The sequence below is a fragment of the Halonotius pteroides genome (assembly GCF_003605635.1).
Taxonomy (GTDB): Archaea; Halobacteriota; Halobacteria; order Halobacteriales; family Haloferacaceae; genus Halonotius; species Halonotius pteroides.
Genome location: NZ_QMDW01000007.1, coordinates 20,928 through 42,841 on the forward strand (window position 1 = coordinate 20,928; position 21,914 = coordinate 42,841).

The 21,914-nt window shown below is 60.8% G+C and carries 29 protein-coding genes and 2 tRNA genes; 17 read left to right on the forward strand and 14 right to left on the reverse strand.

All coding sequences use genetic code 11. From position 1 onward, the window contains the following. The first annotated feature begins 40 nt into the window (after positions 1-40). The 3 genes from hisD (at position 41) to DP106_RS06200 (ending at position 2,136) form a co-directional block, all read left to right on the forward strand. Entirely contained in the window at positions 41-1,309 is a 1,269-nt protein-coding gene (gene hisD, locus DP106_RS06190) for a histidinol dehydrogenase (RefSeq protein ID WP_120084118.1), read from the forward strand. 58 nt (positions 1,310-1,367) lie between these two features. After that, entirely contained in the window at positions 1,368-1,733 is a 366-nt protein-coding gene (locus tag DP106_RS06195) for a HesB/IscA family protein (protein WP_120084119.1), read from the forward strand. A 76-nt stretch (positions 1,734-1,809) separates the two neighbouring features. Next, positions 1,810-2,136 (forward strand): hypothetical protein, encoded by a 327-nt coding sequence (locus DP106_RS06200; RefSeq protein WP_120084120.1) that lies wholly within the window; start codon positions 1,810-1,812, stop codon positions 2,134-2,136. A 26-nt stretch (positions 2,137-2,162) separates the two neighbouring features. Here DP106_RS06200 and aglJ read toward each other — a convergent pair whose 3' ends face one another. Next, positions 2,163-3,173: an S-layer glycoprotein N-glycosyltransferase AglJ gene (gene aglJ, locus DP106_RS06205; RefSeq protein ID WP_120084122.1), complete on the reverse strand. Its 1,011-nt coding sequence runs from the start codon at positions 3,171-3,173 to the stop codon at positions 2,163-2,165. A 146-nt stretch (positions 3,174-3,319) separates the two neighbouring features. On the opposite strand from aglJ, the gene DP106_RS06210 reads away from it, so the two are divergent. The 6 genes from DP106_RS06210 (at position 3,320) to ftsY (ending at position 6,408) form a co-directional block, all read left to right on the forward strand. Then, on the forward strand, positions 3,320-3,472 hold the full coding sequence (locus tag DP106_RS06210) for a 50S ribosomal protein L39e (protein WP_120084282.1): 153 nt from the start codon (positions 3,320-3,322) through the stop codon (positions 3,470-3,472). A 2-nt stretch (positions 3,473-3,474) separates the two neighbouring features. Next, positions 3,475-3,750 carry a 50S ribosomal protein L31e gene (locus DP106_RS06215; protein ID WP_120084123.1) on the forward strand — a complete coding sequence of 92 codons (276 nt, stop codon included), beginning with the start codon at positions 3,475-3,477 and terminating at the stop codon, positions 3,748-3,750. Positions 3,751-3,756: 6 nt separating this feature from the next. Then, positions 3,757-4,422 carry a translation initiation factor IF-6 gene (locus DP106_RS06220; RefSeq protein ID WP_120084124.1) on the forward strand — a complete coding sequence of 222 codons (666 nt, stop codon included), beginning with the start codon at positions 3,757-3,759 and terminating at the stop codon, positions 4,420-4,422. Between the two features lie 131 nt (positions 4,423-4,553). Then, complete coding sequence (gene rpl18a, locus DP106_RS06225; RefSeq protein ID WP_120084126.1) at positions 4,554-4,730, forward strand: 50S ribosomal protein L18Ae; 177 nt, start codon at positions 4,554-4,556, stop codon at positions 4,728-4,730. After that, complete coding sequence (gene pfdA / locus DP106_RS06230; RefSeq protein WP_120084127.1) at positions 4,727-5,200, forward strand: prefoldin subunit alpha; 474 nt, start codon at positions 4,727-4,729, stop codon at positions 5,198-5,200. Before rpl18a ends, pfdA begins: the two co-directional genes overlap by 4 nt. Positions 5,201-5,235: 35 nt before the next feature. Then, positions 5,236-6,408 (forward strand): signal recognition particle-docking protein FtsY, encoded by a 1,173-nt coding sequence (gene ftsY / locus DP106_RS06235; RefSeq protein ID WP_120084129.1) that lies wholly within the window; start codon positions 5,236-5,238, stop codon positions 6,406-6,408. A gap of 82 nt (positions 6,409-6,490) precedes the next feature. Here ftsY and DP106_RS06240 read toward each other — a convergent pair whose 3' ends face one another. The 3 genes from DP106_RS06240 to DP106_RS16375 all read right to left on the reverse strand — a co-directional run bounded on the left by DP106_RS06240 (position 6,491) and on the right by DP106_RS16375 (position 9,243). Next, entirely contained in the window at positions 6,491-7,351 is an 861-nt protein-coding gene (locus DP106_RS06240; protein ID WP_133305106.1) for a hypothetical protein, read from the reverse strand. Between the two features lie 51 nt (positions 7,352-7,402). Further along, on the reverse strand, positions 7,403-8,878 hold the full coding sequence (locus tag DP106_RS06245; RefSeq protein ID WP_120084132.1) for a S8 family peptidase: 1,476 nt from the start codon (positions 8,876-8,878) through the stop codon (positions 7,403-7,405). Between the two features lie 242 nt (positions 8,879-9,120). Continuing rightward, entirely contained in the window at positions 9,121-9,243 is a 123-nt protein-coding gene (locus DP106_RS16375; RefSeq protein WP_276310060.1) for a hypothetical protein, read from the reverse strand. A gap of 268 nt (positions 9,244-9,511) precedes the next feature. Between DP106_RS16375 and DP106_RS06255 the strand changes: the two genes are divergently transcribed. Next, positions 9,512-10,909, forward strand: a complete 1,398-nt coding sequence (locus DP106_RS06255) for a signal recognition particle protein Srp54 (protein ID WP_120084133.1) — start codon at positions 9,512-9,514, stop codon at positions 10,907-10,909. 35 nt (positions 10,910-10,944) lie between these two features. Here the strand turns inward: DP106_RS06255 and surE (DP106_RS06260) are convergent, their stop codons facing one another. Both surE (DP106_RS06260) and DP106_RS06265 read right to left on the reverse strand, forming a co-directional pair. Then, on the reverse strand, positions 10,945-11,778 hold the full coding sequence (surE, locus tag DP106_RS06260; RefSeq protein ID WP_120084135.1) for a 5'/3'-nucleotidase SurE: 834 nt from the start codon (positions 11,776-11,778) through the stop codon (positions 10,945-10,947). A gap of 43 nt (positions 11,779-11,821) precedes the next feature. Then, positions 11,822-12,205 (reverse strand): secondary thiamine-phosphate synthase enzyme YjbQ, encoded by a 384-nt coding sequence (locus DP106_RS06265; RefSeq protein WP_120084136.1) that lies wholly within the window; start codon positions 12,203-12,205, stop codon positions 11,822-11,824. Between the two features lie 80 nt (positions 12,206-12,285). On the opposite strand from DP106_RS06265, the gene DP106_RS06270 reads away from it, so the two are divergent. Beyond that, positions 12,286-13,266: a nucleoside recognition protein gene (locus DP106_RS06270; protein WP_120084137.1), complete on the forward strand. Its 981-nt coding sequence runs from the start codon at positions 12,286-12,288 to the stop codon at positions 13,264-13,266. A 31-nt stretch (positions 13,267-13,297) separates the two neighbouring features. Here the strand turns inward: DP106_RS06270 and DP106_RS06275 are convergent, their stop codons facing one another. From DP106_RS06275 to DP106_RS06295, 5 genes are all read right to left on the reverse strand, one after another. Then, positions 13,298-13,861, reverse strand: a complete 564-nt coding sequence (locus DP106_RS06275; protein WP_321167545.1) for a GNAT family N-acetyltransferase — start codon at positions 13,859-13,861, stop codon at positions 13,298-13,300. Between the two features lie 73 nt (positions 13,862-13,934). Further along, positions 13,935-14,246, reverse strand: a complete 312-nt coding sequence (locus DP106_RS06280) for a DUF7123 family protein (RefSeq protein ID WP_120084139.1) — start codon at positions 14,244-14,246, stop codon at positions 13,935-13,937. After that, positions 14,243-14,551: a hypothetical protein gene (locus DP106_RS06285; protein WP_133305107.1), complete on the reverse strand. Its 309-nt coding sequence runs from the start codon at positions 14,549-14,551 to the stop codon at positions 14,243-14,245. The genes DP106_RS06280 and DP106_RS06285 overlap by 4 nt, the downstream gene beginning before the upstream one ends. Before the next feature lie 183 nt (positions 14,552-14,734). Then, on the reverse strand, positions 14,735-15,157 hold the full coding sequence (locus DP106_RS06290; RefSeq protein WP_120084141.1) for an RNA-binding domain-containing protein: 423 nt from the start codon (positions 15,155-15,157) through the stop codon (positions 14,735-14,737). Next, positions 15,141-15,710 carry an AAA family ATPase gene (locus DP106_RS06295; RefSeq protein ID WP_120084142.1) on the reverse strand — a complete coding sequence of 190 codons (570 nt, stop codon included), beginning with the start codon at positions 15,708-15,710 and terminating at the stop codon, positions 15,141-15,143. The genes DP106_RS06290 and DP106_RS06295 overlap by 17 nt, the downstream gene beginning before the upstream one ends. 90 nt (positions 15,711-15,800) lie before the next feature. Here DP106_RS06295 and DP106_RS06300 point away from each other — a divergent pair. The 3 genes from DP106_RS06300 (at position 15,801) to DP106_RS06310 (ending at position 17,666) form a co-directional block, all read left to right on the forward strand. After that, positions 15,801-15,875, forward strand: a tRNA-Arg gene (locus tag DP106_RS06300). Positions 15,876-16,094: 219 nt separating this feature from the next. Then, positions 16,095-16,493, forward strand: a complete 399-nt coding sequence (locus DP106_RS06305) for a PAS domain-containing protein (protein WP_165857832.1) — start codon at positions 16,095-16,097, stop codon at positions 16,491-16,493. Positions 16,494-16,586: 93 nt separating this feature from the next. Then, positions 16,587-17,666, forward strand: coding sequence for an NAD(P)/FAD-dependent oxidoreductase (locus DP106_RS06310; RefSeq protein WP_120084145.1), 1,080 nt, complete (start codon positions 16,587-16,589; stop codon positions 17,664-17,666). A gap of 12 nt (positions 17,667-17,678) precedes the next feature. On the opposite strand, the gene surE (DP106_RS06315) is transcribed toward DP106_RS06310, so the two are convergent. Next, positions 17,679-18,500, reverse strand: coding sequence for a 5'/3'-nucleotidase SurE (gene surE, locus DP106_RS06315; protein WP_120084146.1), 822 nt, complete (start codon positions 18,498-18,500; stop codon positions 17,679-17,681). A 68-nt stretch (positions 18,501-18,568) separates the two neighbouring features. On the opposite strand from surE (DP106_RS06315), the gene DP106_RS06320 reads away from it, so the two are divergent. Next, complete coding sequence (locus DP106_RS06320; RefSeq protein WP_165857833.1) at positions 18,569-18,997, forward strand: DUF5798 family protein; 429 nt, start codon at positions 18,569-18,571, stop codon at positions 18,995-18,997. 37 nt (positions 18,998-19,034) lie between these two features. Here the strand turns inward: DP106_RS06320 and DP106_RS06325 are convergent, their stop codons facing one another. Together DP106_RS06325 and DP106_RS06330 are read right to left on the reverse strand one after the other, a co-directional pair. Continuing rightward, positions 19,035-19,460, reverse strand: coding sequence for a CoA-binding protein (locus tag DP106_RS06325; protein ID WP_120084148.1), 426 nt, complete (start codon positions 19,458-19,460; stop codon positions 19,035-19,037). 57 nt (positions 19,461-19,517) lie between these two features. After that, complete coding sequence (locus DP106_RS06330) at positions 19,518-20,357, reverse strand: geranylgeranylglycerol-phosphate geranylgeranyltransferase (RefSeq protein ID WP_120084284.1); 840 nt, start codon at positions 20,355-20,357, stop codon at positions 19,518-19,520. 127 nt (positions 20,358-20,484) lie between these two features. On the opposite strand from DP106_RS06330, the gene DP106_RS06335 reads away from it, so the two are divergent. Then, positions 20,485-20,559: transfer RNA gene (locus tag DP106_RS06335), tRNA-Arg, on the forward strand. 678 nt (positions 20,560-21,237) lie between these two features. After that, on the forward strand, positions 21,238-21,765 hold the full coding sequence (locus DP106_RS06340) for an SHOCT domain-containing protein (protein WP_120084149.1): 528 nt from the start codon (positions 21,238-21,240) through the stop codon (positions 21,763-21,765). Positions 21,766-21,914 lie beyond the last annotated feature (149 nt).

Consider the following 21,914-nt stretch of genomic DNA (forward strand, 5'->3'; position numbering starts at 1 on the left):
GGATGGAAACGGTTTTTCGCTGGCCACCCGAAGCCGACCCATGAGCTACCGAGTTATCGCGGATCTCTCGCCGGATGAGCGCGCGGCCTTTTTTGAGCGCGACGCCGGCATCGACGCGGTTCGGAGCGACGCCGCCGATATCATCGACCGCGTCAGCACGGAGGGCGATGTCGCGCTGCGTGATCTCGCATCAAAACACGATGATGTCGAGGTCGGCAATCTTGATGTGACCGACCTCGCCGAACGCGCCCACGAAGATGTCGACGACGGAATTCTCGACGCCATCGAGACTGCCGCCGCCAACATCCGCGCGTTCCACGAGCGACAGATGCCCAACGACTGGCGTGAGGAGTTCGACGGCCGTGAGTTGGGACGTCGCTTCCGCCCGCTTTCGGCGGTTGGCGTCTATGCGCCTGGCGGCACCGCCGCCTACCCCTCAAGTGTGCTGATGGGCGTCCTCCCCGCCAAGATCGCCGGTGTCGACCATGTCGCTGTCGCCACGCCGCCGGCCGACCCGATGAACCCAGTGACGCTCGCAGCAGCCCACGAGGCCGGAGCGGACGCGATCTATGCCGCCGGCGGCGCGCAAGCGATCGCCGCCCTCGCCTACGGCACCGAAACGGTCACCCCGGTACAGAAGATCGTCGGCCCGGGCAATAGGTGGGTGACCGCCGCAAAGGCCGAGGTTCGCGGCGACGTGGAGATCGACTTTCTCGCCGGCCCCAGTGAGATCCTTGTCGTCTGCGACGAGACAGCCGATCCAGAGCTTGTCGCCAGCGACCTCCTCGCCCAAGCCGAACACGACCCCAACGCCTCCGTTGTCGCCGTTACCGCCGACGAGGCCACCGCCGAGGCGATCGACGACGCCCTCGACACACAGGTCGACGGACGCGACCGAGCCGACATCATCAGCGATGCCCTCGACAACGATGCCAGCGGCGTCCTCCTGGCGCGGTCGATGTCGGAAGCCGTGTTGTTCGCCGAGGAGTACGCCGCCGAACACCTCTCGATTCAGGCCGATGACGACGAGGCGATCCTTGACCGAATCGACTCGGCCGGCAGCGTTTTTCTCGGCCCGAACACACCGGTTGCCGCCGGTGACTACGCCTCGGGAACGAACCACGTCCTGCCGACCAACGGCGGCGCAAAACGGTTTGGTGGACTCTCTGCCGATGCCTTCCTGCGGTCGACAACAGTCCAGCGGCTCGATTCAGCGGGCCTCGATGCGCTCTCGGAGTCAATCACAACGCTCGCGGAGGCCGAAGGGCTGGAAGCCCACGCCGAGAGTGTTCGTCGCCGGTTCGAGTAATGGTTCCTGATTACGTTTCGCCGTCACTGTTAACACCCTCGGCTGACGATAGCTGGGTATGAGCACGAGCACCGCCGACAGCAGCACCGAGGAGGCCGTCGAAGTCACGGAGCAGGCTGCAAACAAAGCGCTCGCGTTGATGGATGGCGAGGGGATGGATACCGATGTCGGCGGCCTCCGGTTGTTCGTCCAGCAGGGCGGCTGTGCCGGTCTCTCCTATGGGATGCGTTTTGACGACGAGCCCGAAGAGGACGATACGATCACCGTCCACCACGGCCTGCGTGTCTTTGTCGACCCATCAAGTCTCAACTACATCGGTGGCAGCAGTCTCCAGTACGAGGATGGCCTACAGGCGGAGGGCTTCCACGTCGAAAACCCAAATGTCGTCTCCGAGTGTGGCTGTGGTGAAAGTTTCAGAACCTGAGGCTGTTTTATCTTGGTTTGACCAGAACGCGGCTGGTGTGGCTGGGTTTTTACCATCCGAGCCCAACGTGTTACCAATGGCAGCGAGGCCGCCCCAAAATGAGACGTCGGAGCCCGAAGTGATCGCGTTCGGCATCGCCGCGCTCGCCGCTCGGCTTGAGACGGCCGACATTGACTACCCGGCGACAAGCGAAGATGTCTGTGCGGCCGTTTCCGACACCGAGATTCCGGTTGACAGTACCGGCAACACGGTTGCGTTGGCGACCGCGCTTGATCGGCTGGCCCAAGATGAGTTCACCAAACAATCGGAGCTGCTTGATATGTTACATCCGGTCTTCGAGGAACAACGGAAACAGGCCGCCACAAGCGTTGTCGGTCGTCTCCGAGCCCTGTTGCCGATCTAACGGCGTCGATTCTCCTGAACAGACAGTTACCGATCTGACTTGGCGACCGGCTGGTCAGCTTCGTTGTCGGCCGGCGTCGGCTCCGGTCGGTCTGTCGTCGTCGCCGACTGGTCGTCAGTGAGAGCCCTGTCGAGGCGGTCGATCCGGTCGCGCTGTTCGCGGTGCAGCGACTGGATCATATCCGCAAGGAAGCCGAAGATCAGGAGTTGCACACCAAGCAGCAGCAGTGCAACCCCACCGATAGCGACAAGTTGGTGAGTGATATTGACGGTGAGCCACCGCCAAAGAACAAACACCAGCATGACGACGCCAACGGCCGTCGAGCCGAGGCCGACGCTGCCGAAATAAAACAGTGGATTGTTGGTTTTGGCGTTTCGGTACAGTTCAAGCAGAATGATGCTCCCGTCCTTGATCGGGTGGAGGTTGGTCGCTGAACCATCAGGCCGAGGACGGTAGGTGATCGGAACAACCGTGGTTGTGATCCCGTGTTTCGCACATTGGATCGCCATCTCGGTCTCAATGCCGAAGCCGTCGGCCGTCAGCGTCAGTCGCTCGAAGGAGTCGGTTGTGAACGCTCGGTAACCAGAGAGGATATCGACGTAGGTCTCGCCGTAGACCACGCCGAAGATGCTGTTGAAAAAGCGATTGCCGATCCTGTTGAGTGTCGTCATCGCCCCCGACCGCATGTCGGCAAACCGGTTGCCGATGACATGCTCCGCCTCGCCGGCGATCAGTGGCTCCAACATCGCCTCCGCGTCGGCGGCGCGGTAGGTCATGTCGGCATCAGCCATGAGGACATACGGCGCGTCGATGTGGGCAACGGCCTGTCGGACAGCCTGGCCCTTGCCGCTGCCGGTCTGGGTGATGACCGTCGCACCGGCTTTTTGGGCCAACTCGGGGGTATCATCGCCGGAGCCGCCGTCGATGACGAGAATATCGGTGTAGCCGGCGGCCTGATAGCTGGTAATGACGTCGGTGATCGTCGCGGCCTCGTTGAGCGCCGGCAGCAGGATACAGACATCCGCACTCGAAGCCATTGTCGTGGTGTCGGCACCGGAGCCCTAAAACCCTGTGTGGTTGCAGGCGGGTGGGCCGCGTTGGTGCCGCCCCATGCGTTGTGTGGCCACGTCGATCCGTCGGGATGGACAGGATTTTAAGCGGTGCTGTCCGAGACGTTGGTACTATGGGAAAGAAATCGAAAGCGCAGAAAAAGCGGCTGGCGAAGCTTGACCGTCAGAATCGACGCGTGCCGACGTGGGTCATGATGAAAACCGATATGGAAGTTTCGCGCAACGCGAAACGCCGCAACTGGCGGCGAGGCGACACTGACGAGTAACGATGAGTACGAGTGATTTCGAGGAGCGCGTCGAGACGGTGCCGCTCCGCGGCGTGAAGGCTGTCCCGACCCAAGAGCGTGCCGACCGAGCGATGACGATCATCCGCGAGCACCTCGCACAGCATTTCAACGTCACCGAAGACGAGGTTCGGCTCGATCCCTCGATCAACGAGGCGGTCTGGGAGAACGGCCGACAGAACCCGCCGTCGAAGCTCCGGGTTCGTGCGGCCCGGTTCGTCGAAGACGACGAGACGATCGTCGAAGCGGAACTCGCCTAACGCACCGTGTTACGCACGTCTGTTGCCGGCTCGCCGTACGTCGGTGTTTTCGCGCATGCGAGCACCGGCTGTCTGCTCGTCCGGCGTGATATCGACGACGAGATAGCCGAGACAATCGCCGACGAACTCGGCGTCACAGCGGTGCCGACAACGATCGGTGGCTCAGGAACAGTTGGCTCGTTGGCCGTCGGCAACGACCACGGGCTTGTTGTCTCCAGTCAACTCACCGAGCGTGAACGGAAGACGATCACTGACGCCGCTGACGGCGTCATCGCTGAACTCCCCGGCCGCATCAACGCCGCTGGCAACGTGATTCTCGCCAACAACACCGGCGCGTACGTCCATCCGGAACTCGACGACGAGGCGGTCGCAGTTGTCGAGGAGACCCTCGATGTGCCGGCTGTCCGCGGTGGACTCGGCGACCGCCAAACCGTCGGTACCGCCGCTGTCGCCACCAACACCGGCGTGCTGTGTCACCCGCAAGCGCGGGAGGCCGAGCTAACGACGATCGAGGAGCACCTCGATGCCTACGTCGACCTCGGAACCGTTAATTACGGCACACCGCTGTTGGGCTCGGGGTTACTCGCCACCGACGGGGGCTTCGTGGTCGGTGAGGAGACGACCGGCCCAGAGATCGGGCGGATCGAAGACACCCTCGGCTTCATCGAGTAGCCGGCCATCGTATCGGCCGTCGCTTCTGTTTTGCAGTTTCCGTCCCTCGCGTCGATAGGTGGTCTCATGGTGTCGGCCGATCTCGCCCCGAGTAGGAAGATACTTCCCCGTTGCTGCCGGAATAACGAGGCATGAGTCAGTTCACGATCCGCGGCGAGTTCGACGGGCGAACCGGCCCGCGAACCTTTCGTAAGGAGATCGACGCCGAAAACGAAAACGTCGCCCGCGAGCACGTCCTCTCGCAGTTCGGGAGCGAGCACGGGCTCAAACGAACGCAGGTCACGATTCAGGATGTGTCGGCCCAATGATGGGAAGCGGTGGCGGCGGTCAGCAGCTCCAGCAGTTGCAAAAGCAGCTCGAAGCAATCGACGCTGAGGTCGAAGAGCTAGAGGCTGAGGTCGACGAGCTTGAGACCGAACACGCCGAGATCGACGAGGCGATCGACGCGCTTGACACCCTCGACAGTGGCTCGACGGTGCAGGTGCCGATCGGCGGCGACGCCTACCTCCGCGCGGAGATTCAGGATATCGACGAGGTCATCGTCAGCCTCGGCGGCGGCTACGCGGCCGAACAGGAACAGGACAACGCCGTCGATGCGCTCCGCACCAAACAGGACACGATCGAGGCGACCATCGAGGAGACCGAGGCCGAGATCGAAGAGCTCGAAGACGAGACCGAGGATCTCGAAAAACAGGCTCAGGCGATCCAACAGCGGATGCAACAACAGCAGCAACAGCAGATGTCGAAGATGGAAGAGATGCAGGGCGGCGACGAGTAACACCCCGCTGTAAGCTGAGCTACTGAGGACAAGCCGTGTTTGATGGACTCAAAGACAAGCTGAACTCGTTCCGCGAGGATGTCGAGGAAACCGCTGAGGAGGCGGCCGACGACGCGGACGAGTCGGCTGACGACGCCGATGAATCGACCGCGAGTGCCAACGCTGCCGAAACTGAGACCGAGAGTGTCGCTGTCGACGACACTGATGCCGACGACAGCGCGGCCGCGACCCCTTCCGAGACCGATGTTACGACGCCCAGTAGCGACGAGAGCGATGGTGACGACGCAGATGACAGCGGCGACGCGTCGTCATCGGGGCCAGGCACGCTGAAACGCGCCGCGGCCTTCGCCACGGGCAAGGTCATCATTGAGGAAGACGATCTTGAAGACCCGCTGTGGGAACTTGAGATGGCACTCCTGGAGAGCGACGTGGAGATGAGCGTCGCCGAAGAGATTCTTGAGACCGTCGAGGAGACGATGATCGGCGAGACGCGCAAGCAGGTCGAGACGACCGGCGAACTCGTCGAGCGCGCGCTCCACGACGCCCTCGTCGATGTGATCAGCGTCGGCCAGTTCGATTTCGACGAGCGGATCGCCGCCGCCGACAAACCGATCACGATCGTCTTCACCGGTGTCAACGGCGTCGGCAAAACGACCTCGATCGCCAAGCTTTCGGAGTATCTGGCTGATCGTGGCTATTCGTCCGTGTTGGCCAACGGCGACACCTACCGCGCCGGCGCGAACGAACAGCTCCAACAACACGCCGAAAATCTCGACCGCAAGATCATCACCCACGAGCAGGGCGGCGACCCCGCTGCTGTCATCTACGACGGCGTTGAGTACGCCGAGGCCAACGGCGTGGATGTCGTTCTCGGTGACACAGCAGGGCGGCTCCACACCAGCGACGACCTGATGTCCCAGCTCGAAAAGATCGACCGCGTCGTCGACCCGGATATGACACTGTTCGTCGATGAGGCCGTCGCCGGACAGGATGCCGTCATGCGCGCCCAAGAGTTCAATGACGCCGCCGCAATCGATGGAACAATTCTCACGAAGGCGGATGTCGACGCCTCCGGCGGCGCGGCGATCTCGATCGCCTACGTCACCGGCAAACCGATTCTTTTCCTCGGGACAGGGCAGGGCTACGAGCATATCGAGCCCTTCGAGCCGGAGGAACTGGTCGATCAGCTGCTCGGCAACGACGAGTAACGCCCCTTAATCGGTATTTTCGCGTACAAAACGGTAGACCTGTGGCATAGCCGTCGGCTCGTGTTCCGATTGTAGCTGATACTCAGGCAGAGACTTCTCGCTCGACAAGCTCCCATGACTCGATCGTCGGCTGGCTGCAGTACACACTACTGTTTCCGGTTTGGCCATCAGCCAACCGCGGGTCGCCGGCGAGTGCCAGTGCGATCGAGAGGCGATCCCTGACAGGCTGTTCGTACTCAACGACCAGCTCAACTGGTTGGGGCTCAGTAAAACACTCTCTTCCAGGGGGTGAAAGTAGATTGGAGCCGACCGCCGGCTGATCGGCGACGACCTGATACGTTCGCTCCCAGCCCGCCGCCCACGTCGGTGTCGTCGGCATGATCTGGCCGATCTGCTCGACCTCATGGGCTGCTGTGAGAAACCCGTCGTCAACGAAGGCTCGTAGTGGGCGCATGCGAATGTCGCTGTTGTTCTGAAGTGTGAGCTCGATGCTGTTGACGATGTCAACGCTGCTGTTGTTCTGCGAGCTGAGTTTGTAGTCGATATCGATCGTCGGCTGCCATGGCCGGCGCGTCAGTTCCGTCTCCCTGTCGTAGAGCACGAGCTCGTGTTGCAGCGAGTCGACGGCGGCGATCGGGTGAAGAATGGCATCAACTCCGTCTTCGAGCGGCACGCGGACGAATCGTTGCTCCGGGCGGAGTTGCGTCTGGAAGACACTGGTACCAGATTCGGTGACAACGACTAGCCGTGTCGCGCCGTGCTCCTCGACAAGCTCAACAAGGAGGTCGACAACGCGGGGGTTGGCGCGTCGTTCGGTACTGAGCGAGGCGATGTATGTCGGCTTCGCATCTGCTGTTGTTTCACTCGCCGCACAGCCGCCAAGGGCGGTCGCCATCCCGGCGGCGAGTGTCCCCACCATCTCACGACGCGAAACCGGGCTCACAGATCACTCTCACCGCTCGGAAAGTAAACCGGCATCGCTGCGTGGCTGCGATCAGTTGCGACAGACATCGACCGGAATCGAGAGACTTCTATTGGCTGTCGTGACTGTGATCGATGACGTTCGAGGCGCGGCACAGGCGATTCCGCGCGTTCCCCGAATCGTCGTTGTTGTGGTTCCGTCGAGCGTGACACGGCGGGAGCCGACCCGCTCACCGTCCACGGAGAGTATCACGAGTTGGCTATCGCTGACGTTGCCGACGTTTTTGATCGTCGCCTCGAATGAAACCGGCTCGTTTCGGCCAAGTTGGTGCTCAGTTGGGCCGTCGTGGGTGAGTCTCGTGACCGCGAAATAGGGGGGTCGATTAGCGACCGCTGCCACAGCGTCGTAGCCGTCGATGACACCGTAGCCGTATCGGGTGTCTGGCGGCGTTGCTCCGGGATAGCGAGCGGTCTTCAAAAGCGCGCGATCGATCTCGGCCGGCGTAAGCTGGCGATCGCTGGCGGCCTGCATGAGCGCAACCACGCCAGCGGCGTGGGGGGCAGCAAAACTCGTTCCTGCGGTGCGTCGGAACCCACCATCAGCGGTTGTTGAAAGGGTTGTTGCCGGGGCGACAACGGTCGGCACGACGTACGATTCCGGCCAGTCGTGCTCGTAGATCGGCTGTTCACCCCAACGAGCGCGGGTTGAGATGGTGTTACCGACCGAGTAGTCTTCGACAGCCCCGGTAGCGTTGGTCGCGCCGACCGACAGCGCGCTGTAGACGCTGCCGGGTGAGGTGATGCCGCCGTCGCCCTCGTTGCCGGCGGGGACGACGACGTAGATCCCCGCCTCGCGGGCGCGTTCGATCGCCTCGATGTATCGATCGTAGTAGACGCGCTTGTGGCCGACGTTGATCAGCACCACGTCGGGCCGCTGGGGATGGCCGATCGCCCACTCGACACCCTGGAGGACGTTTGTGGTGCGGGCGGTGCCGTCGCTGTCGATCACCTTCCCGTGGAGCAGCGTTGCGTTGGGTGCGACCCCGAAGCGTGTCCCGTCCGGTGTTTCGGTGCCGACGAGGACGCCGGAAGTGATCGTGCCGTGGTTGCGATCGTCGAAGGGCTCACTCCGGTTGCCAACGAAGTCCTTCCAGCCGCCGTCGGCCAGTGTGAGTGACTGGTGGGCGTCGGTGGCAACTCCGGAATCAAGGACGGCGATCGTTGTGTTTTCGCCGCGCGTGTCGAACCCAGTCCACACCTCATTGACGCGGAGTAGTTCCAGCGCGGCGGTCGTGTTCGTTGCCGGCGGGGGCCCGATGGTCGACGGCGTGACCGTCTGTGACTCGGGAGCCGATCGGAGGCTTTCATCTGCAGGCGGTCGGTCGCTGTTCGGATTTAACGCGTCGGCAGAAGAGATTGAAAGACGGTCTGTGGTGGGTGAGTGCGAGTTGACTGCCTCGGCAGGAGCACCGGAGACAGTGGCGGTTGCAGCGAGCAGTAGTAGCGTGCTGAGACAGAGCAGCGCAACAATCGGCAAAGGATGTTTCATACGATCAGAGCTTCAGCGTGGAGACGATTCGTAGGCGGTTGGTGGGTGTAGGTGTTGCGATGCCGCACAGATGAACTGAGTCGATCGATGAACAAATCGGGGCTCACTGAGGGGTTACACTATGATCGACAGTCGGTTCACTCAATCGTCGCCTTTGTACGCACCGTCGCGTTTCCGGATACTTTCGACTCTCAGCATCTTTCGGCCACGCTGCGGCCGACAGCTCACACTCCCGCCCGTCGTCACTCATCGTCGGTGCCATACCTCGATTTGATCGCCTCGCTCGGCACCCCATCGCCATCGTTCAACTGGGCTTCGCTGATCGCTATATCTTTCCAAAAGCCCGCGCCTTCGGGATGGTTCACCGAATCGCGGAGCGCGTAGCGGATAAACCCGCTGCGGCTATTGAACCCGCGTTCGCGCTATGTCTCGTCGACAACATTTAAAAACGACCGCGAAATCCGGAGGTTGATCCGGTCGATCTCGGGGTCGCTGTCGTCGGACTCCGGTTGTGACATACGTACGTATGTCGGTCGCATGCATAAAAACTGCTCCGCCAATTTACCTGCTGGCAGAGCCATCGCGCCAGCGGACGAACAACACTTTAGCTATTCGGCCGTCTAACACGGACAAATGGTACTCGATGATCTCGGGAGTTCGCTGCGGGGCACCCTCGATGACCTCCGCGGGCAATCCCGGCTGGAGGAAGACGACATCCAGGAGGTCGTCAAACAGATCCAACGCTCCCTGCTTGAGGCCGACGTTGAGGTCGACCTCGTCATGGAGCTGTCGGATGCGATCAAAAATCGCGCCCTCGATGAGGAACCGCCGGGCGGAACGACCGCCCGCGATCACGTGCTCAAGATCGTCTACGAGGAGTTAGTCGAGCTCGTCGGCGACTCCACCGAGCTACCGCTGGAATCCCAGACGATTCTGCTGGCTGGCTTGCAGGGCTCAGGAAAGACGACAACTGCCGCCAAGATGGCGTGGTGGTTTGCGAAGAAGGGCCTCCGGCCGGCGATCATCCAGACCGACACGTTCCGGCCCGGCGCGTACGATCAGGCCAAGCAGATGGCCGGCAACGCCGAGGTCGATTTTTATGGTGATCCCGACGCCGACGATCCGGTGCAGATCGCCCGCGACGGCCTCGAAGCGACCGACGACGCCGAAGTCCACATCGTCGACACCGCGGGTCGACACGCTCTCGAAGAGGAGTTGATCGCCGAGATCGAGGAGATCGATTCGGTCGTCGACCCCGACACCCGGCTGCTCGTCCTTGACGCAGCGATTGGTCAGGGCGCGAAAGACCAAGCCCAGCGGTTCGAAGAGGCCATCGGCGTTGAGGGCGTTGCGATCACCAAACTCGACGGAACAGCCAAGGGTGGCGGCGCGCTCACCGCGGTCAACGAGACCGATTCCTCGATCGCCTTTCTCGGCACCGGCGAAACGGTGCAGGATATCGAACGCTTCGAGCCCAACAGCTTCATTTCGCGGCTGTTGGGGATGGGCGACCTCAAACAGCTCTCCGAGCGCGTCGAGCGCGCGATGGAGGAAACCGGCGGCGAGGACGACGACTGGGATCCCGAAAGCATGCTGGAGGGGAGTTTCACCCTGAAAGATATGCAAAAACAGATGGAGACGATGAACAAGATGGGCCCGCTCGATCAGGTGATGGATATGATCCCCGGGATGGGTGGCGGGATGATGGATCAACTTCCCGACGACGCGATGGACGTTACCCAAGAACGGATGCGGGAGTTCAACGTGGTCATGGATTCGATGACCGAACAGGAACTCGAAGAGCCACGCTCGATCAGTGCCAGTCAGGTCGAACGCATCGCCCGCGGCTCCGGCACCAACACCGAACGGGTCAACGAACTGCTCGAACAGCACAAGATGATGGATCGCACCCTCAACCAGTTCCAGGGGATGGGCGACGGCGACATGCAGCGCATGATGAAAAAGATGCAAGACGGCGAGGGTGGGCTTGGCGGCCTCGGTGGCGGCGGTGGCCCTGGCGGCATGATGTAACCCAGACGACCGTCTCACGTCACACAGCCGATCAACTATGCTTCTTCGAGCGGGTACCGATCCAACGCGGCAACGAAATCAGCCGGTGGGTCAACAACACTTTGTGGGGTTCCCAGCGGCGTGACGCTGATCTCGCCGTCGACGATGGCGGCGCGGTCACTCCACGCCGGGTAGTCGTCTGCGTAGGTGTCGAGGCCGATCGGGAACCCGTCACCCTCGACCGGATGGGTTGCCCAGTAGTTGCTCTCGAAGACGCTGGTTTCTCCGTCGTTGTCGACAACGCGGGTATCGTAGTCGGCCAGGGGTTTGGTCACCGCGAGCGTGTCACTCCCCGTTGCTGGGGCGTTAACATTGAGGTAGTCGATCTCACCGTCGAAAACGGCGGTATCCTCGATCAAAGCGAGGAGATCGCGGGTTGCCGCGCCGATCGCGTCAAACGAGTTGTCGCCATCCTCGGGAAAGTACGTCTCGTGGTCGTAACCGGAGACGGCGACCGCCGGCGTGCCAAGGAAGGCTGCCTCGACGGCCGCGCCGACCGTCCCCGAGTGGCCCAGAATGTAGCTGCCGACGTTCGGGCCATTGTTGGCCCCCGAGACGACGAGATCGATAGCCTCGGCTTCGGGGATATGGCGCAGCCCAACGGCAACACAGTCGGCTGGGGTGCCGTCGACGACGTAGCCCCACTCGTGGTCGTCGATGGTGATCTCGTCGGCGCGCTCATACGAGAGGTCGGAGCGAGACCGCCCCACGCCGCTTTGATCGCCGGCGGGCGCGACGACCGTCACCTCCAATGTTGGCGTCAGATGCTCGTAAGCCGCCGTGAGTCCTGGACTCTCGATCCCATCATCATTGGTGAGGAGGATATGCATTGCCCACAGGTTCGGCGGCCGTCGATAAAATTCCGCCGACCGATCAGTGAACACAGAGGGTGAGGGTTCGGCTTCGTGGCCCGTCGCATTCGACAGCGAGAATCGACTGCCAGCGACCGAGTTGGGGCGTGCCGTCGGCGACAGGAATCGTTACACTCTCGCCGACAAGCATCGCCCGAACGTGGCTGTCGGCGTTGTCGTCGATCTCGTCGTGTTGCCAGCCGCTGTCGGGGATGAGTTCGTCGAGTGCAGCCGCCAGATCATCGAGCAGTCGGGATTCGGCCTCGTTGACGACGACACCCATGGTCGTGTGCTGGCTAAAGACGGTGCAAACACCGTCGGCGTCATCAGGAAGTGTCGCCGCCACGCGGTCAGTAATGTCGATACACTCGGTTTGGCTGTCGGTCTCAACTGTCAGGGTGGGCATATCCGCTGTACGCTGCAGGGCGTAAAAACCGCAGCGACGAGACCGACGCGGCTTTGGGCGCGCCGTCCGGACGGCTGACCGTGCTGGCTGTCGATTCCGTTTCGGTCGTCGTCGACGCGCTCATCGAGATAGCACCGCGTGTCGCCCGGATCGCCGCCCTGGTGTCGGTGTCGGTCTATCTCGCCAACGTGGCGGTCGCTTTCGGCTTGGTCGAGAAGATCGCCGGCCTCTCGCGGCTGTTGACCGGGCCGGCCAACCTCCCTGATGAGGTCGGCACCGCGATCCTGACGACAACCGCCTCAACGACCGCGGGGTATTCGATGTTGGCTGATCTGCGGGAGTCGGGCTATCTCGACGACGAGGCGACGCTGATCGCCGTCGTGATGAACACGTTCTTTGGCTTCGCCCAACACGTCTTCACGTACTATATTCCGGTGCTCATCCCGATTCTTGGGATACATGTTGGCGTCCTATATGTGGGCTCACGGGCACTGATTTCTCTGGCGATCACGCTGGTCGGCATTCTCGCCGGCGCGCTGTTGCTCTCGGAGGCCAATGTCGACGAGGATGTCCAACTCGATCCCGACGCGCTTGATGACGACGAGGAACAGACGACAAAACAGCGACTGCTTGCGGCGTGGGATCGGACGCGGCCGACGTTGCGGCGACTCATCCCACGGCTCGTCGTCATCTACACGCTGGTCACACTGCTGGTGGGCCAGTATGATATCACAGGCATTACCGGCTCAGCTGATCCCCTGGTTGCGCTGGTCGGGCTGCCGGCGGCCGCCGTGCCGGTGATCGCTGTCTACACGCTCGATACGACATCCGGCACGGCGACGATCGCACCGCTGTTGGGCGATGTGTTCACGCCCCGACAGGCGGTGGCGACGCTGCTGCTCGGCGGGATCATCTCGTTTGCGGTCTCGACGTTTAAACGATCGATCCCGTTCCAGTACGGCATCTGGGGCGCGGAGTTCGGGACAAAGGTGATCGTCGTCAACACGGCCCTGAAGATCGTCTTCATCAGTCTCACCGTTGTTGTGTTGCTGGCGATCTAGCCGGTGATGACACTACCTACCGGCAGCAACGCTACTGTGTCGATAACGCACGCTCCATCTTCACATGCGGAATCCCGGCCTCGTCGAAGGGGTCGCTGACAGTTTGGTAGCCCAACTTGTGATAGAACGCCGCTACGCGTCGTTGGGCGTGGAGAACGCAGTGACTCGCGTCGGCGTCGACACCGACCGCCTCGACAGCGTCCATCAGTCGCCGTCCCCATCCTGCGTTGCGGGCTGACCGCCGTACAGCTACCCGCTCGGCTTTTATCGTGGCGTCGTCGATGCGTCGTACGCGGGCAGTCCCAACCGGTCGGTCGTTGACAACAAGGAGCAGGTGGATCGCCTCGGTCTCAGCATCGTCCCATTCGAGCGACGGGTCAACACCCTGCTCAGCAACAAAAACGGCCCGGCGGATCGCAAACGCCGCGGTCAGTGTGCCCACGCCGCGATCGGTGGGTGATGCCGTTGTGGCGTCGACACCGGCGTCGATGATCTCGGTCGGGTCAGTGGCTGCGTCGCTGCCGGTTTCGACACGGCGGTTGGCCGTTGTGACGATCTCATCCGATGGCTCGGGGACTCGATAACACTCCCACACGGCCTGTCTGTAGTAGTGACTGTCGTATCTATCTGCGGTTCGGAAGGAGTGTGGATGACGGTGAGCCGGCCGATCAGTTGGTTCGTTCGACGCGCCAGGTCGTCGCGCTGGTGTACGACCAGCGTTCGATCGAGAGATCAGCGACCGAATCCTGAAGCTTGAGGATCAGCGCGCCGATCTCCTTGGCGGAGAGATCGACATCGTCGGCGATGAACTTGCTTTTGAAGTACAGCTCGCCGTCTGCGGCCTGCTCACGGAGGTAGGACGCAAGCCGTTGCTGTTTTGTCGCCGTCGACTCGGTGTCAGCGGTGCCGCCGGCGTTGTCGCCTGATTGGTCGGAGGCTGTGCGTGTCTCGTCAGCGGAGGTGTGGTGAGAGGTGCTCATGTGGTATCGTAGGTGTAGTTGTGGCCGGCGACCAGTGCAAATAGGTGACAGCCAAGCAGCCCGAGACCGAGGAGACTGGGCCGTGGGCTGAGCCCGAACGCCAGCACCGGCAGATACAGAATGGGGAGAACAATCGCAGCCCAGAATCCCATCCACCGAACGGTGGTATGAAGCGCTTGCCGGCTGTCGTGGAGGACACGCTGGCCCCGGCGGAGCGTTGTTGTGGCCGCGGTTGTCGCAGCCGTTTCGATGCGTCGAACCGATTGGAACCCTTTCATCTCGTGCTCACCGTCTATCCGTCCCAACGACCCATACCCACATATAGTGGCCAGAGCGTTGGTGTAAATTCACCCAGAAAAACCGGCGAAAAGGTCAATCGGACGATCGTTTATAAAGCTTTCAAAATCGTTTAGACTGTTTAGAAGCTACTTTGCGGCGTTTCTAGTGTGCTTGTCGGAACAGAAGACTGTCAGACGTCAGCGACCGACTCACTCAGCTTTCGACGCTGGATCGACGGGCGCACCATCCTCAGTCGGTGGCGCGACACGGCCGATCATCGACGCGACATCGGGCTCCCGAACCGTCACCGACACCTCGATATCGCCGAGTTCGTCGGCGTTGCCGACCGCGAAGTTGATCACGCCCTGAAACGCCGCCTGTTTCTTCAGCGCGAAGCTGAACCCTTCGTCGTCGGCGTGTTTGTGGAACTCTCGGCGGGCGGTATCAAGGATTTCTTGTTCGTACAGCCGATCCGAAAACGGATCAAGCGTGTGGGTTTCGCCGACGAGCAGCCCCGGTTCGTGGTCAAACTCGGCGTTCGGAAAGACGTTGCCGACGGCGTCGGCGACCCGATCGGTGACCTCGGTATCGTTGACCGGTGCTTCGATCCGCACGTCAATGCTGTAGATCATTGGTTTCCACCTGAGAAAGTAGTTTGCGCGCCTCAACTCGGAAGTCGTCGAGGCTGTCGGTGTTCTCGATTCGGTAGTCGGCGACATCCATCACGTCGCCCATCCCAAAGCCGAGTTCGCGCTCGTCGCGCCTGCGGAGGGCTTCGAGGTCGGTGTCGGTGCCGTCCCGGCCGCGGTTGCCGAGGCGCTCTGCACGGAGGTCAAAGGGGGCTTCGATGCTGACGATCGAAAATCCGTCGCCGAAGGCGTCGGTGAAGGCCTCAACCTCGACCATCGACCGCAGACCGTCGACGACGACCGTGTCGGTGTCATCGTCAGCCAGGTGCTCGCGGATGTGTGGCAGCGATCTCTCGGCGATGGCTGCCGGGCCGTGTTCGTCCCGAATGGCTTTCGCAACCTCACCGTGGGCCGCAGCGGGGTCACGCCCGCGATCACGGCAGGCCTGCCGGATCACATCTCCCATTGTGACGACCGGCACACCCGCATTGCGGGCCACGTCGGCAAACTCGCCTTTCCCGCTACCGGGGAGGCCGACGGTTCCGAATATATGCATATCTGCGATAGCGGACTGCGGGACTTAGGTGTGCTGACTCGCTGTCCCGAACCCAAACGGCTTTGTACGAACTGACGTGAGAGTCTGACGGGGCATATAGCTCAGTCTGGACAGAGCGTCGGACTTCTAATCCGACGGCCGCGGGTTCAAATCCCGTTGTGCCCGCTGTAAACGCGTTGGTGCGATGGTGTCTTCTTTTTGGCTGCTATGGCCGATAGTCCAGAGAACGCAAAATGCATCCGAAATCAGGTTGCGTATCACTGTCGTTCTCTCGTATATAATGGACGATCATTGGTAAAAATCCCGGAAAACTTATCACTCACAACCGAGTACCAATGAATGCGGAGAACGTACTCCGCACCGTATCCCGCTGTCACCTCCACTATGACCGCAACATCGAATCAGTATGTGACCCAGTTCGGGCAGCTCTTACACCAGATCGACGACGCCGTCGTCAAATTCGAGATCGAAGACGGCGAGCCGATGATCGTCGACGCCAACCACGCCTTTCGCGATCTGTTCAGCCCCGATATGAAGCGCGTGATCGGGCTCCCGTTGAACGATCTCATCGTCCCCGCTGACCACGAAGCTGAAGCCAAGCAGTTCGACGAGCGCACGGCCGACGGCAAATCAAACGTTGCATTCGTTACCCGGGCGGCCGTCGGCGGCGAAAAAACGTTCCTCTACCGCGGCATCCCGTACGGCGACAAGCAGGGATTCGCAATCTACACCGACGTGACCGACAAGGTTGACGATCACGAGGAACTGCTGGATCTTTTCTAACACAGCCGGTCGATCCCGGCTGCGTCGCGTTAGGGTTGGTCTGGTATCGTTGCACGCACAACCTACATACGATCCCTGTGCGTAGAGACACCTATGTCAACAGAGACACCCGCGACCGACCACCGGCGACTTGTGATCGCCGGCAGCGGAATCGCTGGCCTGTCGGCGGCGATCTACGCTGCCCGATCGAACAACGAACCGCTCGTCTTGGAAGGCGACGAACCCGGCGGCCAACTCACGCTGACGACCGACGTCGAGAACTATCCGGGCTTCCCTGAGGGGATCTCCGGGCCGGATCTCATCAACGAGATGAAAGAACAGGCCCGGAAGTTCGGCACGGAGATCGAAAACGGCGTCCTCGAAGATGTCACTGTCAACGGTGAGGGAGCCGACCGCCAGTTCCGGATCACGCTCACCGACGACACAGTGTACACCGCTGATGCACTCATCGCCGCCTCAGGTGCGAGTGCGCGCACGCTCGGGATTCCGGGCGAAGACGAGCTGATGGGCTGGGGACTGTCGACGTGTGCGACCTGTGACGGCGCGTTCTTCCGCGATGAGGAGATCGTCGTCGTTGGCGGCGGCGACGCTGCCATGGAGGAAGCGCACTTTCTCACGAAGTTCGCCTCGACGGTCTACATCGTCCACCGCCGCGAGGGGTTCCGTGCCGAGGACGTGTGGGTCGACCGAATCATGGAGAAGGTCGACGCCGGCGAGATCGAGATCATGCGCAACACCGAGGTCACCGAACTCCACGGTACTCAGGAAGACGGTATCGACCACGTGACGATGGTCTCGAATCCCGAGGGCCACCCGACGGAGAAGCTCGACGATCCAGACACCGAAGCGTTCGAGTTCGACGCGGGCGCGGTGTTCTACGCTATCGGCCACACGCCGAACACCGACTATCTGGAGGCCACCGGTGTCGACACCGACGACGAGGGCTATCTCATCACTGAGGGCGGTCGCGGCGGCGGCCAGACAAAAACCGGCGTTGAGGGGCTGTTCGGCGCTGGCGACGTCGTTGATTTCCACTACCAGCAGGCCGCCACAGCCGCGGGGATGGGCGTGCAGGCCGCCCTCGACGCCGACGACTATCTCGACGAGCTGGATCGCACGCAGGCCGCCGCGGCGACCGATGCCGGCGCGGCCGCGGCTGAATCGGACGACTGAGCGAGCAGGCAGCTATTCTGTGTCGGCGGTAGCTTCAGTGTTCGACGTGTATCCAGCGGCGATCTCATCGAGGGCGTCGTGCTGTTTCGTCGAGTGGGGCGCGGTCAGCGGTGAGACGCTGATCTCGCCGTCGGCGACCGTCCGGCGATCGGTGCCGATCGGGTCGTCAACGCTGCCGCCACGCATGGTCTCCCAGATACCGTCCCTGAGTTCGATCTCACGGCCCCCGTTCTGTTCGGCACCCATCTCATACCGCATCGAGGGCCGGGTAACACGCATCGGGATCGAGCCGGTGACACCGGTGTTGTCATGGAAGGGAACGTTCACGTTGAGGTAATCAGCTGCCGCAAAGACACTCTCGGTGGTCGCCTGCTCGACGAGATACGTGGTTGCCTCACGCGCTGTGGCGAAATCGCTCGCCTCGGTGGCCAGCGACTGCCAGTTATCGCCGCCCTCGATATACATCGACACCGAGATCGCGGGGACGCCGAAGAATGCCGCTTCGACAGCTGCGCTGACGGTTCCGGAGCGTCCCAAGACGTAGCCCCCGAGATTCCCGCCCTTGTTACAACCCGACACAACAAGATCAACATCGGGACAGATCGAGCCGAGGCCAGCGATCACACAGTCAACCGGGGTGCCGTGAATCGCATACCCATACTCGTGGTCGGCGAACTCGACGGCCTCCGAGACTGTCCGGCCGACAGCGCTCTGGTCGTCGGCCGGCGCGACGGCGACAACATCGCCCACCGCAGAGAGTCCCTCATAGAGGGCCCGAAACCCGACGCTGTCGATCCCGTCGTCGTTGGTCAACAGAATTTGCGGCGCGTCCATACATCCCGTCACAGCGGCAGCACGAAAAACACTCGGGCGGGGTGGTAGCCACGACACACGGGGTCACGGTGACAACCACAACACACACAACGCGGGCAGCCAACGATATCGATATGGGACTCGGAAGCACCGCCAAGAAGATCCAGACGGTGGCCGACACCGCCGAGAAGATGTATCGCCGACTCAACGCCCTCCGCAAGGAGGTCGAATCAACCAAACGGACGGTCGAAGACACCGGTGGCCGAGTCCAGTCACTCGAAGCCGAGGTCGCTGAACAGCGTGTCATCTTAGAGGCCATCGGCGACGAACTCGATGTCGATATCGAAGCCGCTGTCGATGACGCCGATCTTGGTATCGACAGCGAATCGGCGGCTGACGACAGCGAGAAGATCCCTGTCGAAGCAGACGAATCTGACAGCGACTCGGCTGATTCGACTGGCAGCGGCAACAGCGATGCGGCTGCCGACAGCAGCGACGACAACGATCCAGCGCAGTAATTAGGCGTCGTTTGTCAACAAATGTGACACCACTGCGTTAGTCAGCCAACAATCGTTGGTGTTCGACTTTCATACAGCGATCTTGAACCGTTGTGAGTCCAGCGGCCTCGGCGTCGGCAAGGGCTTCGGTGTCGGTGATGCCGAGTTGGAGCCAGAGGGCTTCGGGATCGCCCGTAGCGTCATGGCGGGCGAGGGTTTCCTTGACGATACCGGCGACCTCTTCGCTCGGCCGGAATACGTTGACGAGATCGACCGCCGCGTCGACATCCGCGAGTGAGTCGACCGCGGGCTCACCGAGCACAGTGTCAGCGTAGGGGTTGACGGGATGGATTTCATAGCCCTGCCGCTGGAGATAGGCGGGGATGTCGTGGGCAGCCTTACCCGCAGTCGTCGAACAGCCGACGACAGCAACCGAATCGAGGCCCAACACATCGCGGATCGCATCGTCGTCAGTCACTGGCATGGAAGTAGTATCGATGTCTCGCGGCAAAGAGTCACCGACAGAAGCGTCAACAGCAACTCAGCCAACGACGACCATCGCTCGCCCGACCACGAACGCCACGGTCGCAAGGAACATGCCACGTTTGAGCCACCGCTGGCTCACGGTTGGATCGCGGAACGAGTAGAGTGCGGCCAACAGCATTACCGCATCGGCAGGGATGACGACGAGTAGATAGCTCAGCCCGAAGGTACCGTCGAGATGCGGGAGCACACTCGCGGCGACAGCGACCACAAGCGCGGCGACACCGGCCCACAGTGCTGGTTTTCGGCCGACAACGATCGGAAACGTTCGTAGCTCCTCCTGTCGGTCGCCGGCGATGTCCTCAACGTCCTTAACGATCTCCCGGGTGAGCGTGGCGACCGCGGCCAGCAGGAACAATACGCCCGCCTCAAGGGGGTCTCCGAGGGCCGCGCCACCAAACAGAAACGCGCTGCCGGTGAGATAGGCGACGAGCGCGTTGCCGACGAGTGGGCGGCTTTTAAAAAACTCAGTGTAGACGACGAGCGCGAGGAGATTGACGACTGCGATCCCGACAGCGATCAGTGGGAGCGTCAGCGCGGCGACGGTGGCGACGGCGAAGCAGGCGGTACTGACACCGAGCGCGCCGCGGGCCGAGATCGCACCGCGAGGGATCGGTCGATCGGGTTGATTGACTGCGTCGATCGCGCGGTCGAAGTAGTCGTTGATCGCATTGCCGCCGGCGGTCGCGGCGATGGTCGCAAGGACTGCTGCGGCGATGGCGAGGGGAGCGGCAGCGACGCCGCCGCTGACGAACGCGCCGGTAAACGTGAGCACACCGGCGGCGACCGCGTTGCCGGGGCGGGTGAGTTCGACCGCCGCTCGGAGCGAGGGCGACATCGACGCCATACGCTCTGGTGGTCGGTGGTCGTGAATAAAAGAGGTGGTTCCAAGAGCTGTGTGATCGACTGGCCCACGATGAAGAGACCGACGCCCTTATTATTCGAGCATCGGAAGAAAGCAATGCGGGCGCTTAGCTCAGCTTGGACAGAGTGCTTGGCTTCGGACCAAGTTGTCGCGGGTTCAAATCCTGCAGCGCCCATTCCTTTTCGGAACGATCAACATCCGCAAGACGGCGGTAGCTTGTATATAAATACACCGCCGAATTTGAATTTGATCTCGTTCCGTTACGGAACGGGGGTCGGAGCCCTCATGCGATTCGGTTACATCTAAGGGTAATCATCGAAATAAATCGGTCGGTTAGAAGCCGAAATAGGTGATTTGATGGTGCTGATAAAATGTTACAAAGAATCGACTTTTCTTGAACGCTCATGTGAAGCACGTTGTTGGTAGCACTGGCGAAACTTGTGTAGGGGTAGTAGAATCCCGCGTTCAGCTGGTGCCAATCTTGATTCGACTCAGCCACAGCTGATTTTCAGCACCCCATTTCTCTTAAAATAAAAAGACAGGACATACAACGTAACGTCAAAACGTACTGTAGTAATAGTTATTTGAGGACAAGTGAAGGATAGGAATATATTTCGATAGATATCAAATGCCAACATATAACATAATCATCGCAATCGGTTGGTTCTATCTGACTTTTTTAATTGAACAGAACAATGATCAGATTAGCGATATTGTTATTGATTGGCATGCAAGATGCAGGGCGCGTATCGGTCACTCAACTACCCATCAGTTCATTGATGTAATAAATTGACAGGGGCTGAGTGCGGGGCACTTGGTCAGCCACCCCGTTAATCGATAGTCGAAGGTAGATATGAACAGTCCTGAAAAGAGTGTTTCTCACTGTGAATTGGCGCGTGTTGATTTATACCGGATGCTCAGAAATATTTTAATTGGTTGTATTGAATTACGTATGATGTCCGATTTGCTCCCCAAGAGTCCCCGACCACGGGCTATTGTTGCGTTAATCAGTGCAATGCTCGGTGTGTGGGTAGTGCCAGACATGTTTTTTTACCCCCTATACCAATCACTGCTTGGTATTATTGGTATTTCAATCTCAGTATACCTCGTTTACACACTCGACCAGCAATCAGAGGCTGACAACGCAGATCCAGTTGATTCTGAAGGGCAAAACAGTTCTACACCGATTGAGACCCTCCGCCAACGGTATGCGGCGGGGGATATTTCTCACACAGAGTTTGAACGCCAGATGGAGCAACTGCTCAAAACAGAGGATCTCTCTCAGACTGACCAGCCAATGTCACTGCTACAAAATAATAAAGACACATCGCACTTGGACAGTGAGTCATCATCCGGACTAACCGAAGAGGAAGGCTACTGAACGGGTTCTCGACAAGGGAATAGCAGTCATGCAGTATAGAAGCTCTGTATCTTGCATAGCCTGATCTACCAATTCCCATATAGATACCGCGATTTTGGCATTGAGTCTGGGTGATTCGCTGTTGCAACGCTGGCGTGGCGCAGGGTACT

What these genes read in the sequence shown, in the direction of transcription:
- hisD (WP_120084118.1), top strand. Translation starts at nt 41, where the DNA reads ATGAGCTACCGAGTTATCGCGGATCTCTCGCCGGATGAGCGCGCGGCC.
- DP106_RS06195 (WP_120084119.1), top strand. Translation starts at nt 1,368, where the DNA reads ATGAGCACGAGCACCGCCGACAGCAGCACCGAGGAGGCCGTCGAAGTC.
- DP106_RS06200 (WP_120084120.1), top strand. Translation starts at nt 1,810, where the DNA reads ATGGCAGCGAGGCCGCCCCAAAATGAGACGTCGGAGCCCGAAGTGATC.
- aglJ (WP_120084122.1), bottom strand. Translation starts at nt 3,173, where the DNA reads ATGGCTTCGAGTGCGGATGTCTGTATCCTGCTGCCGGCGCTCAACGAG.
- DP106_RS06210 (WP_120084282.1), top strand. Translation starts at nt 3,320, where the DNA reads ATGGGAAAGAAATCGAAAGCGCAGAAAAAGCGGCTGGCGAAGCTTGAC.
- DP106_RS06215 (WP_120084123.1), top strand. Translation starts at nt 3,475, where the DNA reads ATGAGTACGAGTGATTTCGAGGAGCGCGTCGAGACGGTGCCGCTCCGC.
- rpl18a (WP_120084126.1), top strand. Translation starts at nt 4,554, where the DNA reads ATGAGTCAGTTCACGATCCGCGGCGAGTTCGACGGGCGAACCGGCCCG.
- pfdA (WP_120084127.1), top strand. Translation starts at nt 4,727, where the DNA reads ATGATGGGAAGCGGTGGCGGCGGTCAGCAGCTCCAGCAGTTGCAAAAG.
- DP106_RS06245 (WP_120084132.1), bottom strand. Translation starts at nt 8,878, where the DNA reads ATGAAACATCCTTTGCCGATTGTTGCGCTGCTCTGTCTCAGCACGCTA.
- DP106_RS06255 (WP_120084133.1), top strand. Translation starts at nt 9,512, where the DNA reads ATGGTACTCGATGATCTCGGGAGTTCGCTGCGGGGCACCCTCGATGAC.
- surE (WP_120084135.1), bottom strand. Translation starts at nt 11,778, where the DNA reads ATGCATATCCTCCTCACCAATGATGATGGGATCGAGAGTCCAGGACTC.
- DP106_RS06265 (WP_120084136.1), bottom strand. Translation starts at nt 12,205, where the DNA reads ATGCCCACCCTGACAGTTGAGACCGACAGCCAAACCGAGTGTATCGAC.
- DP106_RS06280 (WP_120084139.1), bottom strand. Translation starts at nt 14,246, where the DNA reads ATGAGCACCTCTCACCACACCTCCGCTGACGAGACACGCACAGCCTCC.
- DP106_RS06290 (WP_120084141.1), bottom strand. Translation starts at nt 15,157, where the DNA reads ATGATCTACAGCATTGACGTGCGGATCGAAGCACCGGTCAACGATACC.
- DP106_RS06295 (WP_120084142.1), bottom strand. Translation starts at nt 15,710, where the DNA reads ATGCATATATTCGGAACCGTCGGCCTCCCCGGTAGCGGGAAAGGCGAG.
- DP106_RS06305 (WP_165857832.1), top strand. Translation starts at nt 16,095, where the DNA reads ATGACCGCAACATCGAATCAGTATGTGACCCAGTTCGGGCAGCTCTTA.
- DP106_RS06310 (WP_120084145.1), top strand. Translation starts at nt 16,587, where the DNA reads ATGTCAACAGAGACACCCGCGACCGACCACCGGCGACTTGTGATCGCC.
- surE (WP_120084146.1), bottom strand. Translation starts at nt 18,500, where the DNA reads ATGGACGCGCCGCAAATTCTGTTGACCAACGACGACGGGATCGACAGC.
- DP106_RS06325 (WP_120084148.1), bottom strand. Translation starts at nt 19,460, where the DNA reads ATGCCAGTGACTGACGACGATGCGATCCGCGATGTGTTGGGCCTCGAT.
- DP106_RS06330 (WP_120084284.1), bottom strand. Translation starts at nt 20,357, where the DNA reads ATGTCGCCCTCGCTCCGAGCGGCGGTCGAACTCACCCGCCCCGGCAAC.
- DP106_RS06340 (WP_120084149.1), top strand. Translation starts at nt 21,238, where the DNA reads ATGAACAGTCCTGAAAAGAGTGTTTCTCACTGTGAATTGGCGCGTGTT.